Raw genomic sequence first — 19359 nt, forward strand, 5'->3', positions numbered from 1 at the left:
TAGGCCCTTAAGGTTCGGTTCACAAAAATATACAATTCCCCCTAATTCCCGGCCATCCTCCGGCAAGGGATTGCATCCGGGGCCCCGGCATAAAAAAACCCCGGACACGCGTCCGGGGTTTCTATGGATAGATGGAGGCAACCTTACTTTTTCTTCTTGTTGCTGGCTTCCATCCGGTCTTTCAGCGCCTGCAACTGCTCGTTGGCATCTCCCAGGGTCGGCTTGGCCTCCTCTGAGGCGGTTGCCTTTTTCCGGGCAGCCCGCACATTGCGCTGTTCTTCCTCCTTGAAAATCGCGGTATGGCTTGCCACCACGCGTTTCAGGTCTTTATTGAACTCGATGATCTTGAATTCCGCTTCCTCCCCGCGGCCCAGCTTCTTGCCATCTTCTTTTTCCAAATGGCGCTGGGGTACAAAGGCGGTTATGTCTTCATTGAATTCAACGATCGCTCCCTTGTCGACAATTTCCTTGATGGAAGACTTGTGGACGGTTCCCTCCGCATAGTCATCCTCGTATTTGTCCCAGGGGTTCTCAGTGGTCTGCTTGTGGCCAAGGCTCAGTTTGCGACCATCCACATCCAGCTCCAGCACTTCCACCTCCAGCACATCGCCTACGGTGACGAACTCAGAGGGGTGCTTGATTTTCTTGGTCCAGGAGAGGTCGGAGATATAAATCAGTCCGTCGATCCCTTCCTCCAGTTCCACGAAGACCCCGAAGTTGGTAAAGTTGCGTACAATCCCCTTGTGGCGCGAGCCTACCGGGTATTTTGAAGTGATATCGGTCCAGGGGTCCGGCGTAAGTTGCTTGAGCCCGAGGGACATTTTGCGGTCTTCCCGGTCGAGGGTCAGTACCACAGCCTCCAGTTCATCGCCTACTTTCACAAAATCCTGGGCACTCCTCAGGTGGGTAGACCAGGACATTTCAGAGACGTGGATCAGTCCTTCAACCCCTTCGGCTACTTCCAGGAATGCACCGTAATCGGCAATGACCACTACTTTCCCCTTAACCTTGTCGCCAACCTTGATCTCATCGCCCAGGGCATCCCAGGGATGCTTCTCAAGCTGCTTGAGACCCAACTGGATACGCGACTTGTTGTCGTCGAAATCCAGGATGACCACATTGAGTTTCTGGTCGAGGTCGACCACTTCGCTCGGGTGGTTGATCCGGCTCCAGGAAAGGTCGGTAATGTGCACCAGGCCATCCACGCCCCCAAGGTCGATAAAGACCCCGTAGGAGGTAATGTTCTTGACCACCCCTTCCAGGACCTGCCCTTTTTCGAGCTGGCTGATGATTTCTTTTTTCTGTTCTTCGATATCCGCTTCGATCAGCGCTTTGTGGGATACCACCACGTTCTTGAATTCCTGGTTGATTTTCACCACTTTGAATTCCATGGTCTTCCCTACATACTGGTCGTAATCGCGAATCGGCTTGACGTCGATCTGTGAGCCCGGCAAGAAGGCCTCGATGCCGAAAACATCGACGATCATCCCTCCTTTGGTACGGCATTTCACAAATCCGGTCACAACCTCTTCCTTCTCATAGGCGGTGTTTACGCGCTCCCAGGCTTTGATCGTGCGGGCCTTGCGGTGCGAAAGCACCAGCTGTCCGCTGCGGTCTTCCCTGATATCGATAAGGACTTCCACCTTATCCCCAACTTTCAGGTTAGGGTTATAACGGAATTCGTTCAGGGAAATCACCCCTTCCGATTTCGCGTTGATATCGATGATTGCCTCGCGGTCGGTCAGGTGGGTTACGGTACCTTCCACAACCTCCTCGTCGGCGGTATCCACAAAATTGCGGGTTACCAGGTCTTCGAATTCCTTAAGTTTCTGGTCTTCGACCCGTTCGATCCCTTCCTCGTACTTTTCCCAATCGAAATTTTCGAGGAATTCCTTCGGATCCTGCTGTTGGGCCGGCGCGGCGGCCGGCGCTTCTGCCTGGGTGGTTTCCACCTCTGCGGCGACTTGTTTTTCTTCAGCCATGTGCTGAGTAATGTTTGTATTCCAAGGTATTCAGGAGCCTGACAGATGCCCTGGAAGCTGTTCTACATGTCTTTGATCGTACCCTTTTCCTCCTGATTCCCTGTCAAAAAGGTGTGCAAAAATACAACATTTATCGCGTTTCGCCAACATTATTTTTTAGTTATCCCCCCGGCAGGCTTCCGGGTTTTTGGCGCATAATTCGTATCTTTAAAGGCATTAGCAAACCACATAACACCAGTTATTCATGAGCGCAAAAGACAAGTACCAGGCTGTACTCGACCTGGGGGAAAAACTCGGGGCCAAAGACGGTAAGGTTTCAGAGGAAAACGGAGTCCTTAAAATCAAGGGCACGGTAAAAACCCCCTATGAAAAAGACATCCTTTGGGATAAAATCAAGGCAATCGGAGGGGAGAAACCTTCTGACATCATGGCCAACATTCTGGTGGAAGATTCCTCCGTCTACCACAGGCACGAGGTGAAATCAGGGGAATCCCTCAGCAAAATCGCCAAGCACTATTACGGCGACCCTATGAAATACCAGCGGATTTTTGAAGCGAACCGCGATATCCTGAAAAACCCTGACCTGATCCATCCCGGGCAAAACCTGGTGATCCCAAACCTGTAACTGTAAGGTTTCCAAAGAATCGGGCGCCTGCTACCCGGGCGCCTGATTTGTTTTTTCGATGATCCTGAGGGCGTGGGAATGGATGCGCTCGAATTGCTCTTCCAGCCCCATATCACTGTTGTCGAAGAGGATGGCGTCTTCGGCCTGCCTTAATGGGGAAACCTCCCTGTGGGAATCGAGGTAGTCGCGCTCCCTGACGTTTTTAAGGACCTCTTCGTAGCTGACCTGCTCCCCCCGATCCAGCAATTCCTTATACCTGCGGGCCGCCCTGATTTCCGGTGAAGCCGTCATGAATATCTTCAATTCGGCTTCAGGGAGGACTACCGTGCCTATGTCGCGCCCGTCCATAACCACCCCCCGGTTGCGGCCCATTTCGCGCTGGAGTTTCACCAGCTTCTCCCTGACCCCCGCAATGGCGGAAACCTGGCTGACGTGGCTGGATACCTCTATGGTTCTTATTTGCTTTTCGACATTCTCCCCATTTAGCCTGATTTCCGAGCGCCCGTTATCGGGGTTCAGGGCAAAATCGAGCTCGACACCCCGCAGGAGTTCCACCAGCCTTTCGGCGTTGGGCTGCCCGTTCAACAGGCCTTCCCTGAGGGCAAAAAGGGTGACGGCCCGGTACATGGCGCCAGAGTCGATATAAATATAGCCAAGGGATTTTGCCAGTTGCCTGGCCAGGGTGCTTTTCCCCGTGGAAGAGTAGCCGTCTATGGCTATGGAAATCTTGCGCATGCGCAAAAATAAGGAATTAAATCGCTGCAAAAAGCAGCCCAGGGGCGCCATGGCGCCCCTGGGTCTGCAAGCCGTTTATAATTTTTTGGCATTCTTTACCTTCTGGGAGGTAATCGCAATGTCGATGACTTCCATCATGTCCTTTACGAAGTGGAAGGTCAGGCCCTTGAGGTAATCTGCCTTAATCTCCTCCACGTCGCGCCGGTTCTCTTCACAGAGGATGACCTCCCTGATCCGCGCCCTTTTGGCGGCCAGGATCTTCTCCTTGATGCCCCCAACCGGCAAAACCTTCCCCCTCAGGGTGATCTCCCCGGTCATCGCCATACTGCGTTTCACCTTCCGTTGCGTAAACAGGCTGACCAGCGAGGTCAGCATGGTAATCCCCGCACTGGGGCCGTCCTTGGGGGTTGCCCCTTCGGGCACGTGGATGTGGACGTTGTATTTCCCGAATACCTCGGGGTCAATCCCCAGCTCGGCAGCATGCGATTTGATATATTCCAGGGCGATGGTCGCGGATTCTTTCATCACCTGCCCCAGGTTACCGGTGATGTTCAGGGTACCCTTGCCCCTGGAGAGTATGGATTCAATAAACAGGATATCGCCGCCCACACTGGTCCAGGCCAGCCCGGTGACCACCCCGGCCACCTCGTTGCTCTCGTATTTGTCGCGCAGCATGCGGGGGGCACCCAGCACTTTTTCGATGTCCTCATCGGTTACCTTCACGTTATACGGTTCTTCGGTGGCAATGTTCTTCGCGGCATGACGGACCATTTTGGCGAGCTGCTTTTCCAGCCCCCTTACCCCAGATTCCCGGGTATAGCCCTCCACGATCTTTTCAAGCTGCCGTTTGCCGATCTTCAGGTCCTTTGCAGTGAGGCCGTGCTCCCTGAGTTGTTTGGGCAATAGGTGCCGCCTGGCTATTTCCACCTTCTCTTCTATGGTATATCCGGTCACATTGATGATTTCCATCCGGTCGCGCAGGGCCGGCTGAATGCTCGACAGGCTATTGGCCGTGGCAATGAACATCACCTTGGACAGGTCGTACCCCATCTCCAAGAAGTTATCGTGGAATTCCGTATTCTGTTCAGGGTCAAGTACTTCCAGCATGGCGGAGGAAGGATCCCCCTGGTAACTGGTGGAAAGCTTGTCGATCTCATCGAGGACAAACACCGGGTTGGAGGTCCCCGCCTTCCGGATACTCTGCAGGATACGCCCCGGCATGGCACCGATGTAGGTTTTCCGGTGCCCCCTGATCTCCGCCTCGTCGCGGAGGCCGCCCAGCGACATCCGGATATATTCCCTCCCGAGGGCCTCGGCCACGGATTTGCCGAGGGACGTCTTCCCCACCCCGGGGGGGCCATACAGGCAAAGGATGGGTGATTTCATGTCTTTCCTCAATTTGAGGACGGCGAGGTATTCGATGATGCGCCTTTTGACATCCTCCAGGCCATAGTGGTCCCGGTCCAAAATGCGTTCTGCCCGTTTCAGGTCAAACTGGTCCTCGGAATAGTGGTCCCAAGGGAGTTCCAGCATAAGGTCCAGGTAATTGCGCTGGATGGAATATTCGGCCACCTGGGGGTTCATGCGCTGGAGCTTGGCCAGTTCCCGCTCGAAGTGTTCGCTCACTTTCTCGCTCCATTGCTTTTCCCTGGCACGGGCTTCCATTTCCTCGATCTCCTCATCGTAGGAAACGCCCCCGAGTTCCTCCTGTATGGTCTTCATCTGCTGGTGCAGGAAATACTCCCGTTGTTGCTGGTCCATGTCGGAGCGCACGCGGGATTGCAGCTCATTTCGAAGCTCCAGCTTCTGGAGTTCCACATTGAGGTGCTTCAGGGTTGCCAGGGCGCGCTCCTGCAGGTTGCCCAGCTCCAGGAGTTGCTGTTTTTCCGCTACGGTGAGGTTCAGGTTGGAACAGACAAAGTTGATGAGGAAGGAGTTGCTCTGGATGTTTCGGATGGCAAAGGCGGCCTCACTGGGGATATTCGGGTTGTCCTTGATGATCTTCAGCGCCAGTTCCTTGATGGACTCTATAATGGTGACAAACTCCACACTTGCCTCATCGGGCCGCTCCTCCTCCGCTTCCCTGATGGTGGCGGTGAGGTACGGCTCCTCGGTGAGGACCTCGGCGATCTCAAACCGCTTTTTACCCTGGATGATTACGGTGGTGTTTCCGTCCGGCATCTGCAGGACCCTGAGGATGCGGGCAACCGTGCCCAGGGTATTGATATCCTGTACGCCCGGGTTCTCCACGTTTTCATCCTTTTGCGACACCACCCCGATTACCTTCGGGCCGGAATTGGCGTCCCTGATCAGGTGGATAGACTTGTCCCTGCCCGCCGTGATGGGGATAACGACACCCGGAAAGAGCACCGTATTGCGCAGGGGGAGGATGGGCAGGGTCTCCGGGAGCTGCTCATTGTTCATCTCTTCTTCATCCTCCGGCGTCAGCAGGGGGATGAGTTCAGAATCCTCCCCCACCCCCTGAAGCGACAGATTGTCAATGGATATAAATTTTGTTCTCGACATAGCGTGTTTTTCGGTCATTCTGTCACCTGAGGACAGTATTTTGCTGTTCAGGCCGGGCCACCTGCAGGCTAATTTGCCTCGTCTTCATCCCGAAAAGCTGTGTTTTCGCCCGACCTTCACCCACTTTTGGGCAATTCCTGTGCCAAGGCTGAAATTTTAGCCGGGCCAAACTGTAACAATGCGAAATTTACTTCATCTTTAAAGCAAACTATCACTTTTTGAGCCGCCAGAAAGAAGATATTGAAGAATTGCTGCAGTCCTGCAAGCAAGGGAACCGACGAGCACAAATGAAGGTTTACGACCGGTACTACCGCGCCATGTACAACACCGCGGTACGGATCGTGAAAGATCCTGCAACAGCTGAAGATATCATGCAGGAATCCTTCCTGAGTGCCTTCACAAGGTTACACACCTTTAAAGGGGAGGTCACCTTTGGTTCCTGGCTGAAACGGATTGTCATCAACAACAGTATCCACCACTACCGGAAACAACAAAAACGTCAGGAAGTGGGACTTGAAAGTGTATTGTACAAGGTCGAAGATAACGACGGGGCTTCCACGGATCATGGAAGTACGGAACGAATGGCTCAAAAAGTGATGGAAACCATGAAACAACTCAAGGATAGCTACCGCGTTTCTTTGACCTTACACTTGATTGAAGGGTATGACTATGAAGAAGTTTCCGAAATCATGGATATCAGTTATGGAAACTGCCGGACGCTGATCTCCAGGGCCAAGGAAAGCCTCAGAAAGAAATTAACCGCACCACAGGTATGAAACAAAACCAGGACATCGAAAACCTTTTTAAAACCCTGGAGGGGCAACTCGACCGGGAGGAGGCGCCCGAAGGCCATCGCGAACGCTTCCTGCAGCGTCTGGAATCGGGAAGTACCCCGGGTACAGGCAGGGGGCAGCCCTGGTGGAGGCACCTTTCCGTGGCCGCCGCGGCGGTCCTGCTCCTCGCGGCCACTGCCTTCCTTTGGCTCCCCGGGCCTTCCCTGGAGCAACAGGTAGCTGAAATTTCCCCGGAGGTTTCCCAGACGTCCAACTACTTTGCCGGAATGGTCTCCCGTCAGGTACAGGAACTCCGCCAACTGGAAAGCCCGCAGACCCGGCCCCTGATTGAAGATACCTTAAAGCAGCTGGAAGCCCTGGACCGCAGCTACCGCCAACTGGAGGAAGACCTCCTTGCCGGGGGCAACAGCAAAATGATCCTCGGGGCGATGATCCAGAATTTCCAGACCCGCATCAGCCTGTTGCAGGAAGTGATGAAAGAAGCAGAACGCGTAAATCAATTTAAAAATCAAACCCATGAAAATAGTTCCCTTTAAGATTGCAATCGCCTTTTTGATCGCTCTTGCCCTCCCTTTAACCGGACGTTGCAACGACTTCAAAGGAAGGCATACCCAGGAGAAAACCATTAAAAAAGAATTCGAGGTAAACCCGGATGCCCTGTTGAAAATCGACAACAGCTACGGCAACCTGGTGCTCAGTTCCTGGAACGAAAACCGGGTGGTCATCGAAGTTCACATCACCGTAACCGGGAGCAACGAGAGCCGGGTGGCGCGAAAACTGGAGGAGATCACCGTCGCTTTTGAGGCTTCCCCGGGAATGGTTTCGGCAAAAACAGTGTTTAACCGGGGTTCCGGCTGGAACTGGAAGGGAAACAACGTAAACATGCAGGTCAATTACAATGTGAAACTCCCGGTTAAGAACAGCATCAACCTCAGCAATGACTACGGCGGCATCACCCTCGACCGTATCGACGGCCATGCCAAAATAAGCTGCGACTATGGACGGGTAGACCTGGGGGAACTGCGCGGGCGGAACAACCAGCTCAGCTTCGACTACCTCTCCAAATCGCGGATCGGGACCATGAACAGCGGGGAAATCCGGGCCGATTACTCGCGGTTTACCCTGGAAAAAACCGGGGCGCTGATCCTTAAGGCCGACTATACGGATGCCACCCTGGAAGCCGTGGAAACGCTTGATTACACTTGTGATTATGGCTCCCTTGAAGTGGGAAATGCCCGCGACATCATCGGGAAGGGTGACTATATCAGCGTCCGCCTGGGAACCCTCCAGGGCAATGTGGACATCAAGGCAAACTATGGCAGCATCAGCATAGACCGGATGGCTCCAGACGCGGGAAACATCACCCTTTCAACAGACTATACGGGTATAAAAATCGGATATGACCCCGAATACCATTTCGATTTCGAAATCAGTACGGAATACGCCGGCGTGAGCGGGCGGGAGCCCCTGGAAGTCAGGGTAAGCCGCGAAAAATCGAGCGAGCGCTACTACAGCGGGTTCCACGGTGTTCCGGACAGCGGAAACCGGGTAAGCATTAGAAGCCAATACGGAAACATCTCCCTTAAAAAGAATTGAACACCCTGAAAAACACAAAACTCATGAAAAAATTACACTTGTTTGGCCTTTGCATGCTCCTGGCGCTTCCGGCCACCGCCCAATGGGGAAAGAAGATCAAAGGAAACGGGAACCGGGTTACCGAAACACGGAATGTAGGTTCCTATGAGGAAGTCTCCGTGGCGGGCTGGTTCGACGTGGAACTGGTCAGCGGGCAGGAAGGGACCCTTGAGGTAAAAGGGGAAGAAAACCTTTTGGAACACCTGGTTACGGAAGTCAAGAACGGTAAGCTGGTCATTAAACCGGAATCCGGGTACAATCTGCAACCCTCTTCCTGGAAATCAGACGGGATCCTGATTACCATACCCGTGCAGGACCTCAGCGGGGTATCCCTCTCCGGGTCCGGCGACATCCGCGGAAAAACCAAGCTGGAAGCGGAAACCTTTGCCGCCGTCATGTCGGGCTCAGGCGACATTGAGCTCGATATAGAGAGTGAGCAGGTGGAGGCCACCCTGTCGGGTTCCGGAAACCTTACCCTGAGGGGGCGGAGCGGGAGCCTGACCGTGAGTGTTTCGGGTTCCGGGGATGTGGATGCCTACGGCCTGGAAGCCCGTTCGGTGGATGCCTCAGTGTCGGGTTCCGCAGACATCCGGGTGACCGCCACCCAATCCCTCAAAGCGCGCATTTCCGGTTCCGGGGACATCCATTACCGGGGCAACCCTGAAATCATCGATAGCAAATCGGCAGGTTCGGGAGACGTAAAAAAAGGATAACCCACAGGATCCGCAACTGCATCCCTGGGGCCAGGTCGGCCTCAGGGATTCTTTTTTGAGGGTACCCGCAGTAAAAGCAGCATGCCCCCTATAAAGAATACCCCGAGGAAAATGGTGGCATTGCGCATGCTCCCCGTGAATTGTGCCACCAGGCCGTAGAGGAAGGTCCCGATGACGATCCCAATCTTTTCCGCCACATCGTAAAAGCTGAAGAAGGAAGCGGTATCGCGCGTCTCAGGGATAAACTTGGAATACGTCGACCTGGAAAGCGCCTGTATGCCCCCCATGACCAGGCCAACAATGCCCGCTGCCAGGTAAAAATCCATGGGGTCCACCAGGAAATAGGCGTAAACGCAGATCCCCACCCACATAAAATTGATCGCTACCAGGACCGGGATGTTCCCAAAGGCCCTGGAAGCCCGGGCAGTGGCTGTTGCCCCCGCTATAGCGACCAGCTGGATGAGCAGGATGCTTACGATCAGTCCTGTGGTGCGCTGTTCATCGGACCCCCAGGCGATTTCCTCCTCCCCGAAGTACGTGGCGATCAGCATTACGGTTTGCACGGCCATACTGTAAACGAAAAAGGCAGCCAGGTAGGCCTTCAGGGTTGGGGTATTGCCCAATTGCCCCCAGACCTCCCGCAATTCGCGAAAGCCATTGAAGACGATATTGGTGGGGGTTCCCTCCCGCTTGTTCCCCCGGGGCAGGTAATGGAAGGTGTACTGGCTGAACAGGATCCACCAAAGGCCCACCGAAACAAAGGAATACCGCATGGCCATCATTGGCGCAGGGTGGTCGGGATGGTCGGAAATCCCAAACCTGCCGGGTTCCATGACCATGGCCAGGTTGAACAACAGCAAAATCACGCTCCCGATATACCCGAGGGAAAACCCTTTGGCACTGATGCGGTCCTGTTGTTCGGCAAAGGCAATGTCGGGCAGGTAGGAATTGTTTATGGCAAAACTAACCCAGAACCCGACCAGGCCCATGAAATAGCAGAGCAGGCCGAAATAGATGGATTCAAGGGAAAACCAGTAAAGCCCCATACAGGAGAGTCCGCCCAGGTAACAGAAAAATCGCATAAAGACTTTTTTGTTCCCCAGGTAATCTGCAATGCCCGAAAGCAGGGGGGTAATCAGGGCGATAAAGACAAAGGCAGCCGAAGTTACATAGCTGATCAGGGGTGCCCTCGCGATCTCCCCGCCGAATACCGAAACTTTCTCTACCCCCGCCAGGCGGAAAAGCGCCCCATAGTAGATTGGGAAAATGGCGGAAGCGATTACCAGGCTGTACACCGAATTTGCCCAATCGTAGAAAGCCCAGGCGTGGAGCAGTTTTTTGCTTCCTTTTGGGAGAAAGGGACTCGGCATAGGCAACCCTGTTAGACGGATATCCAGGGGAAGATACAATAATTCCCCAATGGGCCCATGCTACTGAAAAGTGGTTACCCCGAACTTCCTGGCTTCGGCTTTGGCCTCGGGTACCCACTTGGTCAGGTTGCTGATGCGGGTATCGTTGGAAGGGTGGGTGCTGAGGAATTCCGGCGGGGCGCCCTGGCTGTTTGCCTTCATCCGCTTCCAAAGCTCCGGGGCCGCCCCAGGGTCATACCCGGCGATGGCCATAATCCGCAGGCCGATCAGGTCCGCTTCGGTCTCATGGCTCCGGCTGAAGGGCAACATAACCCCCACCGAGGAGCCCACGCCATAGGCCATATTGAAGGCATTCCGCGTTTCCGGGTCCTGAATGGCCACATTGCCGGCCACGGCGCCCAAGGTCTGCAGGGTGCCGGCACTCATGCGCTGCGCCCCGTGGTCTGCCAGGGCGTGGGCCACTTCGTGCCCCATTACCACGGCGATCCCAGTCTCGTCCTGGCAGATGGGGAGGATACCCGTGTAGAATACGATTTTGCCCCCCGGCATACACCAGGCGTTTACGGTTTTGTCATCGACCAGGGTATATTGCCAGCGATAATCCTTAAGGTAACCCGGATGGCCGTTTGCGGTAAGCCAGCGTTCAGCCGCTTTGGCGATGCGCTGGCCCACGCGGGTAATCATGGCAGCCTGCTCCGTCCCCGTTACCACCTTGTTCTCCTCCAGGAATTGGTCGTACTGGGCAAAGGCCGTCGGGAAAAGGCTTTGGTTGCCGTAAAAGTTCAGGGTGCTTTTTCCGGTAAAGGGGTTGGTCTTACAAGCCACTACCCCCAGGAAAATGAAAAGGGTAAGCACTGTTTTTTTCATGTCCGGGAATTTTTTGGTCTCCTTAGGCCTTAAATTAAAAAATATCCCTTACCCCCGGATGACCAGGGACGTGAAATTTTTGTCTACTTCGATGGTATTCTCCCCGTTGAGGCGAACATCGTTCAGGTTAACAGGTTCATTATCTACCTGGATCTTCCGGATACGAAAGGGGAGTCCGATCAGGTTTACCCTGAAGGTCGAATATGGGGTGATATACGTACCATCCTTGTATTGCTGGATAATGAGTTCCTTCTCCTTGCCGGTAAGCTTGAAGTTCCTCAGGCTGTATTCCCCCTTTTTGTAGTCGTAGCCATCCTGTGCGTCCTCGTAAAGGGTCGATTGCTCCGTCCCCAAAAGGAAATACGTGTTCAGGGTAAGCTGTTCCATCTTTACTTCCCCCACATATTGCTGTACGGGGTATTTTGGGATCATGGCCCCTGCCTTGATGAAGATCGGGATTTTGTCGATGTCGGCAACGACCCATTTCTCCATCCCGCCATCGACCACTTCGCCGGTCCAGTAGTTGTGCCATTTCCCGCGGGGGATGTACATGCGGCGCCCCTGGGCGTTCGGTTCCTGAATGGGGCATACCAAAATCTGGTCGCCACACAGGAATTCATCGGTGCGGAAATGGGTTTGGTGGTCTTCCTGGTCGTAGTAAACCAGGGATTTCAGCATGGGCACCCCTTCCCGGATATATTTCCAGAACATGGTATAGAAGTAGGGCAGCAGCTGGTAGCGCAACTCGATAAACTTCCTCACGATGCCGGTAACCTCCTCATCGAAGGACCAGGGCTCCTGATCTCCGTGGTCGCCACTGGAATGCACCCTGCAGAACGGGTGGAAAATCCCCATTTGTATCCAGCGGGCAAAGAGCTCCCCGTTGGGCTGTTCCGCGAATCCGCCGATATCGGACCCGGCAAAGGACATCCCGCTCATACAAAGCCGTTGTACCTGGATATTGGCCAGCCAGAGGTGTTCCCAGGTCGCCACATTGTCGCCGGTCCAGGTGCTCGAATAGCGCTGCGTCCCGGCATAGGCGGCCCTGGTGATCACGAAAGGGCGTTTGGGGAACACATATTTCTTTACCCCGTGGTAGGTAGCCCGTACCATTTGCATGCCATAGATGTTATGCGCCTTGCGGTGGCTGCACGGGTGGCCGTCGTAGTCATGGCGGGTGTCGAGGGGGGCAGTTTTGCTGGGGACCTCCATCACGGCAGGTTCGTTCATGTCGTTCCAGACCGCGTGCACCCCGGATTCCTGGATAAGGCCCTTGTACAACTCGGCCCACCATTCCCTGACTTCAGGGTTGGTGAAATCGGGAAAACTACAGGGCCCGGGCCATACCTTGCCCTGCATAATGGGGCCGTCGGCCCTTTTGCAGAAATAATCCTTTTCCAGGGCCTCCCGGTATACCCAGTAATTCCGGTCGACCTTGATCCCCGGGTCGATCATGACCACGGTTTTGAAGCCGTCTTCCTCCAGTTCGGAAATCATGCGCTTGGGGTCGGGGAAACGCTCCCGGTCCCAGGTAAAGCACCGAAACCCGTCCATGTAATCGATGTCGAGGTATATGGCGTCGCAGGGAATCCTCAGTTTGCGGAAGGTGGTGGCGATCTCCTTCACCCGGCTTTCCGGGTAATAACTCCATTTGGACTGGTGGAAGCCAAGGGCCCACAGGGGCGGGAGTTCCGGGGTTCCGGTAAGATCGGTATAGGCACTGACCACCCGGCGCATCTCGGGGCCGTAGAAAAAGTAATAGTTCATTTCCCCCCCATCGGCCCAGAAACTGGTGATGTTCCTGCGCTCATGGGAGAAATCGAAATGGGTGCTGAAGGAGTTGTCAAAAAAGACCCCGTAAGCGATATTGTTGTGCAGGCCCACGTAAAAGGGAATGGCCTTATAGAGGGGTTCCTGGTCCTTGCTGTAGGCGTACTGATCGGTTACCCAGTTCTGAATGCGCTTGCCTTTGAGGTTGTTATGGGTGGCTTTGTCGCCCATACCGTAAAACGATTCCGCTGCCTGGGCGACCTTGCTCATCTTCACCGTATTCCCGCCGAACTCATAGTTTTCCTCCCAGTGGAACCCGAGTTCATCCTCGTTGATCACCCGTCCCTCGAGGTCGGAAATCTGCACCCGCAGGCTGGCCTTGTCGACGGTAACTTTAAGCTTGGAGGTGTAAATCAGGTAATCCGTATCGGTCTCCTCCTTCCGGATTTCATCGAAGCCCCTGCTGTGGTTCGGGCTGATGGCATAGGAAAAATCGGGCTCAAAAACGTGGTCCGTGGCATAGCGGAACCGCAGGACGCTATTGCGGAGGATCGTCAACTCCAGGATGACCCCGTTTTCTGTGGTAAAATAGAATTTATCGGTATCCTTACGAAAATCAACAACCTGTTTGGGGTACAGGTTGCCTTTGTATTCCAGCTCGGTATTGGTAATCATCTGTCTTGGTCCGTTTGTAGCCCGACAAAAGAAAGACAAAACGGTCAAAAACCGAAATCTTCAGGCTCCCAAATATGAACTACATCGTTTGCGCCCCTTGTTTACCTGAAAATAACGACCCCGAGGGGTGGCAAGTTCACGGAAATAGAACGATCAAAGCCATGCCAGGGGGTCCTGGAAACCTTTGCGGACCCATTTTCCATGCCGCTGCCCCCATACCGGGTTGCATCGGAGTTGAAAATCTCCTTCAGCTGCCGGGTTTTGGGCACCCCGATCCGGTATCCCTCCCGGGGCACAGGGGTGAAATTGCAGGCTACAATAAGGTCATCTTTGGAATCCCTGCCCTTGCGGATAAAAGTAAGGACGGAATTTTCCCAGTCGCCGTAATCGATCCACTGGAACCCTTCGGGGCTGAACTGCTTTTCGTACAGGGCAGGCTGGCCCCTGTACAGGGTATTCAGGTCCTGCACCAGGGCCTGGACCCCCTTATGGAAATCATACTGCAGCAGGTGCCAATCTAGGCTTTGCTGGAAATTCCATTCCGACGACTGCCCGAATTCCCCTCCCATGAACAGGAGGTTCGTGCCGGGGTGGGTGAACATGTATCCAAACAACAGGCGAAGGTTGGCAAAACGCTGCCATTCATCCCCTGGCATGCGATACAAGAGGGATTGCTTGCCATATACGACCTCGTCATGGGAAAAAGGCAGCATGAAATTCTCGGTAAACGCGTAAGTCATGCTGAAGGTGAGGTCATTCTGGTGGTGCCTCCGGTAAATGGGTTCCTTTTTGAAATATTCCAGGGTATCGTGCATCCAGCCCATCATCCACTTCATCCCGAATCCGAGCCCGCCAAGGCTCACGGGCCTGGAAACCATGGGAAAGGAGGTGGATTCCTCTGCGATGGTCTGCACCCCGGGGTAATTGCCATAGACTTCGGCATTGAGCTCTTTCAGGAAAGATATCGCCTCGAGGTTTTCCCGTCCCCCATAGATGTTCGGTTCCCATTCCCCTTCTTCCCGGGAATAGTCGAGGTAGAGCATGGAGGCCACGGCATCGACCCTGAGGCCGTCAATATGGTACTGGTCGAGCCAGAAAAGGGCATTGCTGATCAGGAAGGCCCGCACTTCGTTCCTGCCGTAGTTGAAGATCAGGCTTTTCCAGTCGGGGTGATACCCTTTCCGCCTGTCGGGGTGCTCATAGAGGTGCGACCCGTCAAAAAAGCCCAGCCCGTGCGCGTCTTCCGGGAAGTGCGAGGGCACCCAGTCCAGGATCACCCCGATGCCGTTCTGGTGCAGGGCATCCACCAGCAATTTGAAATCTTCCGGCTTCCCGAAACGGGAGGTCGGGGCAAAATACCCGGTGAGCTGGTATCCCCAGGAAGGGTCATAGGGGTACTCCATAATGGGCATCAGCTCCACATGGGTAAAGTTCATCTCCTTCACATAGGCGACCAGTTCCTTCGCCAGTTCCACGTAGGAAAGGAACCGCCCCCCCTTGCCGCGCCTCCACGAACCCAGGTGTACCTCATACACCGAAAACGGTTGGTCGAGGCTGTTGTGCGCTGCCCGGCTTTGCATCCAGGCACCATCCTTCCAGGGGTAATTCGACTCCCAGACCACCGATGCCGTCTTCGGGGGCGCCTCGCAATAGCGGGCAAAGGGGTCCGCCTTTTCCGTCTTTATGTCGTTGTGGTGCGAATGGATTTTGTATTTGTAGAGTGCCCCGCGTTCGACCCCCGGAATAAACCCTTCCCAGATTCCGCTTTGGTCCCAGCGCACGCTGAGGGGATGCTCCCCCTCCAGCCAGTAATTGAAATCACCGACCACGGAAACCGCCTTGGCCGACGGCGCCCAAACGGCAAAGTAAACCCCTTTTACCCCATTGACCTCCGTGAGGTGGGAACCGAGTTTTTCATAGAGGCGGAAATGCTTCCCCGCCTTGAATAGTTCAATGTCGAAATCCGAAAATAAGCTGTGGGGGACTACATTTCCCATATTTTGCTTTAGTTTTTATCGTTGATAATGCTGCGGATGCCTTCCAGGGGGATCACAGCCCAGTGGGGGCGGGAATTCATTTCATAACCCAATTCATAAACGGCTTTTTCCAGCATACAGTACTTGAGCAGGAAAATGCGCTCTGCGCTGTAGCCGATGTCGATGTTATGGACCTGAATCAATTGCACATAGGTTTCCATAAACACCCCGGTAAAATAACGGTAGAGCAGTTCCCCGGCCCGGAAAAGGGCCTCCCTGGAATACGGATATTCCCCTTCGTGGTTGAAGATAGTGGCATATACGGCATAGTGGAACGACCTGAAAATTCCCGCGATATCCTTCAAGGGGGGCTGCTTGACCTTCCGGTCGCGGATGGTGCTTTCCGGTTCCCCTTCAAAATCGAGGAGGTAAAAATCGTCGCCCTGCACCAATACCTGGCCGAGGTGGTAATCGCCATGGACCCGCAGGCGCTCCCCCTTTAATTTGGTCCAGTCAAAATTCACAAATCGCTTTCGGATTTCATTTTTGCGTTCCAGGAATTCGGTGGCCAGTTCCAGGGTGGTGCCCTCGAGGCGATGAAGGTTATTTTCCACCGTATTCAACCGGTTCTGGAACATATACAAGAGGCGGTTTTTGAGCCATACCTCGTAATCCCCGTTAAAGTGGGCGGGGGTGAATGCCGTATCCTCGAATTCCGAGCCCAGCGCAATATGCATTTCGGCTGTGCGCTGCGCCAGTTTCTGCAGTTTCAGGAAAATATTCAGGCCTGCCCAGTCGATGATCTCGGGGGGCACTTCCCGTATTTTAAGCCGTTGGAATAACTCCACATTGGGGAGGTTTTCCGCATCGATGCCCTTGTATTCCAGGTTGGAGAAAATCTTGTGGAGTTCCCCCAGCATAAATTCCCAGGCATCCCCCTGGTTGGGGACCAGTTCCTGCATCAGGGCGATGGTGATATTGGCATTATCGGCATCCATGATGCTCAGGCTTCCCTGGTAGGCCGGGGTGTTTTTGTATCCCTTTCGCTCCGAAAGGAAACGGCTCATCTCGTAATCAGGGTTCTTGTCGGCGTAGATCCTCCTGAAGAACTTGATGACGGACCGGCCGTTGATGATGATGGAGGTATTGCTTTGCTCAAGGCCCATGAATTTAGAGGTTTCATAGGGGCCCGGCTCGAAGATGGCGCTCCTGTGGTACCGCACCCGGGTGGTATCGTTCGGCTCGGCGGTGGCGATCCGCTCATAGACCAGCCTGCGAAAGGCCTCGAGGTTCACCGCATCGATGATAAACCCTTCAACCCCACCGATGGTAACAGGCAATATGCGGTCCTTCTCCGCAAAACTCTCGTCGGAAACAAACGCAATGGGCAGGAAATAATGTTGGAAAAACGCCTCTTCAAAATTGACTTCCAGCAACAACCCGTAGTAGACCTCCTCCCGTTGCTGGATGCGGAAATACTCCTGCAGCTCTATATATTTCAAGGTACTGGACTTTCCACCGTACCAGCGTTGCTGCTGTACATAGTTCTCGAGCACCTCGGAAAGGAATACCTTCATGAATCCTCCCTCGTCCAGTAACTGTTCCCAGGGGACATCAAAGGCGTAGGTGGTTTTTTTAGGGGCTTCAACCGTCTTTTTCTCCATGGTCTTCGGCTTCTATCGGATGTGAAACAGGTGTATGGGCAGATCCGGGTGCAGGGCGACATAGTTCCATTCAGCCTCCCAATGGTAGCTGGTATGGGTCATCAGGTCGTGGAGCTCCAGGCGCGTGCCGGCCCCAACCCCCAGGGCGTCGAGGGGAAGCTGTACATAACCCTGCTGGGTACTGTGCGGGTCAAGGCTGATAATGACCAGCAGGCGGTCGTGCCCGGCATCATCCCATTTGTAAAACGCCAGCATCTGCTGGTTTTCAAGCCCGCAAAACCGGATATTATTGGTCTGCTGCAAGGCCGGGTGGGCCTTTCGGATCGCATTTAGTTTGCCGATAATGTGGGTCAGTTTGTTCTCGCGCCCCCAATCCCAGTGCCGGATCTCGTATTTTTCCGAATCCAGGTATTCCTCCTTTCCCGGATAGGGTTCGGAGACCATGTACTCGAAAACAGGGCCATAGATCCCGATATTCCCGCAGAGCGAAGCGGCCAGCGCATAGCGGATTATGTGCATTGCCTCCCCCTGCCCCTGAAGGTGGTAGGGGTTGATGTCCGGGGTGTTGGGCCAGAAGTTGGGGCGGTAGTACTCCCGCATTTCCGACTGGGTGAGCTCGACCATATACTCGATGAGTTCCTGTTTCTGGACCCTCCAGGTAAAATAGGTATACGACTGGCTGAAGCCCTGCTTGGCCAGTTGCTGCATCACCCGGGGCCGGGAAAAGGCTTCCGCCAGGAACAGGACATCGGGGTGCTTTTTCTTCACCTCGGCGATCAGCCAGTTCCAGAACCGATACGGCTTGGTGTGGGGGTTATCGACGCGGAAGATCCGGATCCCGAAGCCCACCCACTGCAGGGTAACCTCCAGCAGTTCCTTCCAAAGGGCCTTGTACTGGGGACTTTCAAACCAGAAATTGACGATGTCCTGGTACTTCTTTGGCGGGTTTTCGGCATACTGGATGGTACCGTCCGGCCGTTTTCGGAACCATTCCGGGTGCTCGGTTAGATAGGGGTGGTCAGGCGCTGCCTGGAATGCCAGGTCCATGGCAACCTCCAGGCCCAGTTCCCCGGCAGCGCGGATAAGGTTTCGAAAATCATCCTCCGAACCCAGTTCAGGGTGCAGGTGCCGGTGACCCCCGAAACGTGAGCCGATGGCCCAGGGCACCCCGGAATCGCCTTCCTTTGCCTGGGTGGTATTGTTTTTTCCTTTTCGGTTAACCTCCCCAATGGGGTGAACCGGGGGGAAGTAGACGGTATCAAAGCCCATTTTTGCGATCCTGGGCAGGAGCCGCTCGCAGTCTTTGAAGGTTCCGTGCTTTCCGGGTTCCGGAGCAGCCGACCTGGGGAAAAATTCGTACCAGGTGGAAAAATTGGCCCGTTTGCGGTCTACATATACCTGCAGGACCCTGGAGGTGTGCGCCAGGAACCGGCCCGGGTATTTCAGGAAGAGTCCATGGAGCCGTTCTGAAACCGCTTCCTTTACGGCCTGTTCATAATCGCCTTCATTTTTAAACCGGGAGGCAAGTGTTTTTACGTATTCTCGGTCGAATTTTTCGGCCTTACTGCTCACATAGTCAAGGTATTGTATGCCATCGAGCAATTCACTTTTGACATGCTGCCCGTCGCGGATCTTGGCCTCGATCCCATGTTGCCAGTTCAGGGCATAATCTACCCAGCCCCTTACCTTGTATTCATAGAAGCCCTGGCGGCTGACCGTAAAGGCGGCCTGCCACCGGTCGTTGGGCAGGGGTTCCATCCGTACTTCCTCCCACTTGCGGGCCGACTGGTGCTTGTAGAGCACCTCCGCCTGGATGACGTCGTGCCCATCGGGAAGGACGTCGGCCGATACCACGACCTGTTCGCCCACTACCCGTTTGATAAAGAATTTCCCACAATTAATCTGGGGCCGGAGGTCATCGATCACCACCCGTTCTTGCTGCATCATAGGTTTATCGGTGCTTTTGCGGTTTAAGTTCGATTAAAGATATAAATTAAAGTGGTAATTGCCTGTGTGACGGCCCGGGG

General features: G+C 54.4%; 14 protein-coding genes. 5 read left to right on the plus strand and 9 right to left on the minus strand.

All coding sequences use genetic code 11. The features are described 5' to 3' along the window. Window positions 1-143: 143 nt before the first annotated feature. Window positions 144-1982, minus strand: coding sequence for a 30S ribosomal protein S1 (gene rpsA, locus NG653_RS03015; RefSeq protein WP_252740188.1), 1839 nt, complete (start codon window positions 1980-1982; stop codon window positions 144-146). Window positions 1983-2226: 244 nt separating this feature from the next. Here rpsA and NG653_RS03020 point away from each other — a divergent pair, with 244 nt between their 5' ends. Further along, window positions 2227-2607 carry a LysM peptidoglycan-binding domain-containing protein gene (locus tag NG653_RS03020; RefSeq protein WP_252740189.1) on the plus strand — a complete coding sequence of 127 codons (381 nt, stop codon included), beginning with the start codon at window positions 2227-2229 and terminating at the stop codon, window positions 2605-2607. A 30-nt stretch (window positions 2608-2637) separates the two neighbouring features. Here NG653_RS03020 and cmk read toward each other — a convergent pair whose 3' ends face one another. Together cmk and lon are read right to left on the minus strand one after the other, a co-directional pair. Beyond that, window positions 2638-3342 carry a (d)CMP kinase gene (cmk, locus tag NG653_RS03025; protein WP_252740190.1) on the minus strand — a complete coding sequence of 235 codons (705 nt, stop codon included), beginning with the start codon at window positions 3340-3342 and terminating at the stop codon, window positions 2638-2640. Window positions 3343-3417: 75 nt separating this feature from the next. After that, window positions 3418-5868: an endopeptidase La gene (gene lon / locus NG653_RS03030; protein WP_252740191.1), complete on the minus strand. Its 2451-nt coding sequence runs from the start codon at window positions 5866-5868 to the stop codon at window positions 3418-3420. A gap of 218 nt (window positions 5869-6086) precedes the next feature. Between lon and NG653_RS03035 the strand changes: the two genes are divergently transcribed. The 4 genes from NG653_RS03035 to NG653_RS03050 are packed head-to-tail and all read left to right on the plus strand — an operon-like array spanning window position 6087 to window position 9010. Further along, window positions 6087-6644: an RNA polymerase sigma factor gene (locus tag NG653_RS03035; protein ID WP_252740192.1), complete on the plus strand. Its 558-nt coding sequence runs from the start codon at window positions 6087-6089 to the stop codon at window positions 6642-6644. After that, window positions 6641-7198, plus strand: coding sequence for a hypothetical protein (locus tag NG653_RS03040; RefSeq protein WP_252740193.1), 558 nt, complete (start codon window positions 6641-6643; stop codon window positions 7196-7198). The genes NG653_RS03035 and NG653_RS03040 overlap by 4 nt, the downstream gene beginning before the upstream one ends. After that, window positions 7179-8258: a DUF4097 family beta strand repeat-containing protein gene (locus NG653_RS03045; RefSeq protein WP_252740194.1), complete on the plus strand. Its 1080-nt coding sequence runs from the start codon at window positions 7179-7181 to the stop codon at window positions 8256-8258. Before NG653_RS03040 ends, NG653_RS03045 begins: the two co-directional genes overlap by 20 nt. A gap of 23 nt (window positions 8259-8281) precedes the next feature. Beyond that, window positions 8282-9010: a head GIN domain-containing protein gene (locus tag NG653_RS03050; RefSeq protein ID WP_252740195.1), complete on the plus strand. Its 729-nt coding sequence runs from the start codon at window positions 8282-8284 to the stop codon at window positions 9008-9010. Between the two features lie 41 nt (window positions 9011-9051). On the opposite strand, the gene NG653_RS03055 is transcribed toward NG653_RS03050, so the two are convergent. The 6 genes from NG653_RS03055 to NG653_RS03080 all read right to left on the minus strand — a co-directional run bounded on the left by NG653_RS03055 (window position 9052) and on the right by NG653_RS03080 (window position 19279). Continuing rightward, window positions 9052-10380: an MFS transporter gene (locus NG653_RS03055; protein WP_252740196.1), complete on the minus strand. Its 1329-nt coding sequence runs from the start codon at window positions 10378-10380 to the stop codon at window positions 9052-9054. A gap of 60 nt (window positions 10381-10440) precedes the next feature. Continuing rightward, window positions 10441-11247: a M48 family metallopeptidase gene (locus NG653_RS03060; RefSeq protein WP_252740197.1), complete on the minus strand. Its 807-nt coding sequence runs from the start codon at window positions 11245-11247 to the stop codon at window positions 10441-10443. 48 nt (window positions 11248-11295) lie between these two features. After that, complete coding sequence (locus NG653_RS03065) at window positions 11296-13692, minus strand: glycoside hydrolase family 31 protein (protein WP_252740198.1); 2397 nt, start codon at window positions 13690-13692, stop codon at window positions 11296-11298. Window positions 13693-13793: 101 nt separating this feature from the next. Next, entirely contained in the window at window positions 13794-15689 is a 1896-nt protein-coding gene (gene glgB, locus NG653_RS03070; protein WP_252740199.1) for a 1,4-alpha-glucan branching protein GlgB, read from the minus strand. 8 nt (window positions 15690-15697) lie between these two features. Next, entirely contained in the window at window positions 15698-17332 is a 1635-nt protein-coding gene (locus NG653_RS03075) for a maltokinase N-terminal cap-like domain-containing protein (RefSeq protein ID WP_252740200.1), read from the minus strand. Window positions 17333-17344: 12 nt separating this feature from the next. Next, window positions 17345-19279 carry an alpha-1,4-glucan--maltose-1-phosphate maltosyltransferase gene (locus tag NG653_RS03080; protein WP_252740201.1) on the minus strand — a complete coding sequence of 645 codons (1935 nt, stop codon included), beginning with the start codon at window positions 19277-19279 and terminating at the stop codon, window positions 17345-17347. Window positions 19280-19359 lie beyond the last annotated feature (80 nt).

The organism is Robiginitalea marina (assembly GCF_024006985.1).
In the GTDB taxonomy this organism is placed as follows: Bacteria; Bacteroidota; Bacteroidia; order Flavobacteriales; family Flavobacteriaceae; genus Robiginitalea; species Robiginitalea marina.

Excerpts from the sequence above, each read along its gene's own strand:
- rpsA (WP_252740188.1), bottom strand. The coding sequence starts at position 1,982 with ATGGCTGAAGAAAAACAAGTCGCCGCAGAGGTGGAAACCACCCAGGCA.
- NG653_RS03020 (WP_252740189.1), top strand. The coding sequence starts at position 2,227 with ATGAGCGCAAAAGACAAGTACCAGGCTGTACTCGACCTGGGGGAAAAA.
- cmk (WP_252740190.1), bottom strand. The coding sequence starts at position 3,342 with ATGCGCAAGATTTCCATAGCCATAGACGGCTACTCTTCCACGGGGAAA.
- lon (WP_252740191.1), bottom strand. The coding sequence starts at position 5,868 with ATGTCGAGAACAAAATTTATATCCATTGACAATCTGTCGCTTCAGGGG.
- NG653_RS03040 (WP_252740193.1), top strand. The coding sequence starts at position 6,641 with ATGAAACAAAACCAGGACATCGAAAACCTTTTTAAAACCCTGGAGGGG.
- NG653_RS03045 (WP_252740194.1), top strand. The coding sequence starts at position 7,179 with ATGAAAATAGTTCCCTTTAAGATTGCAATCGCCTTTTTGATCGCTCTT.
- NG653_RS03050 (WP_252740195.1), top strand. The coding sequence starts at position 8,282 with ATGAAAAAATTACACTTGTTTGGCCTTTGCATGCTCCTGGCGCTTCCG.
- NG653_RS03055 (WP_252740196.1), bottom strand. The coding sequence starts at position 10,380 with ATGCCGAGTCCCTTTCTCCCAAAAGGAAGCAAAAAACTGCTCCACGCC.
- NG653_RS03060 (WP_252740197.1), bottom strand. The coding sequence starts at position 11,247 with ATGAAAAAAACAGTGCTTACCCTTTTCATTTTCCTGGGGGTAGTGGCT.
- NG653_RS03065 (WP_252740198.1), bottom strand. The coding sequence starts at position 13,692 with ATGATTACCAATACCGAGCTGGAATACAAAGGCAACCTGTACCCCAAA.
- glgB (WP_252740199.1), bottom strand. The coding sequence starts at position 15,689 with ATGGGAAATGTAGTCCCCCACAGCTTATTTTCGGATTTCGACATTGAA.
- NG653_RS03075 (WP_252740200.1), bottom strand. The coding sequence starts at position 17,332 with ATGGAGAAAAAGACGGTTGAAGCCCCTAAAAAAACCACCTACGCCTTT.
- NG653_RS03080 (WP_252740201.1), bottom strand. The coding sequence starts at position 19,279 with ATGATGCAGCAAGAACGGGTGGTGATCGATGACCTCCGGCCCCAGATT.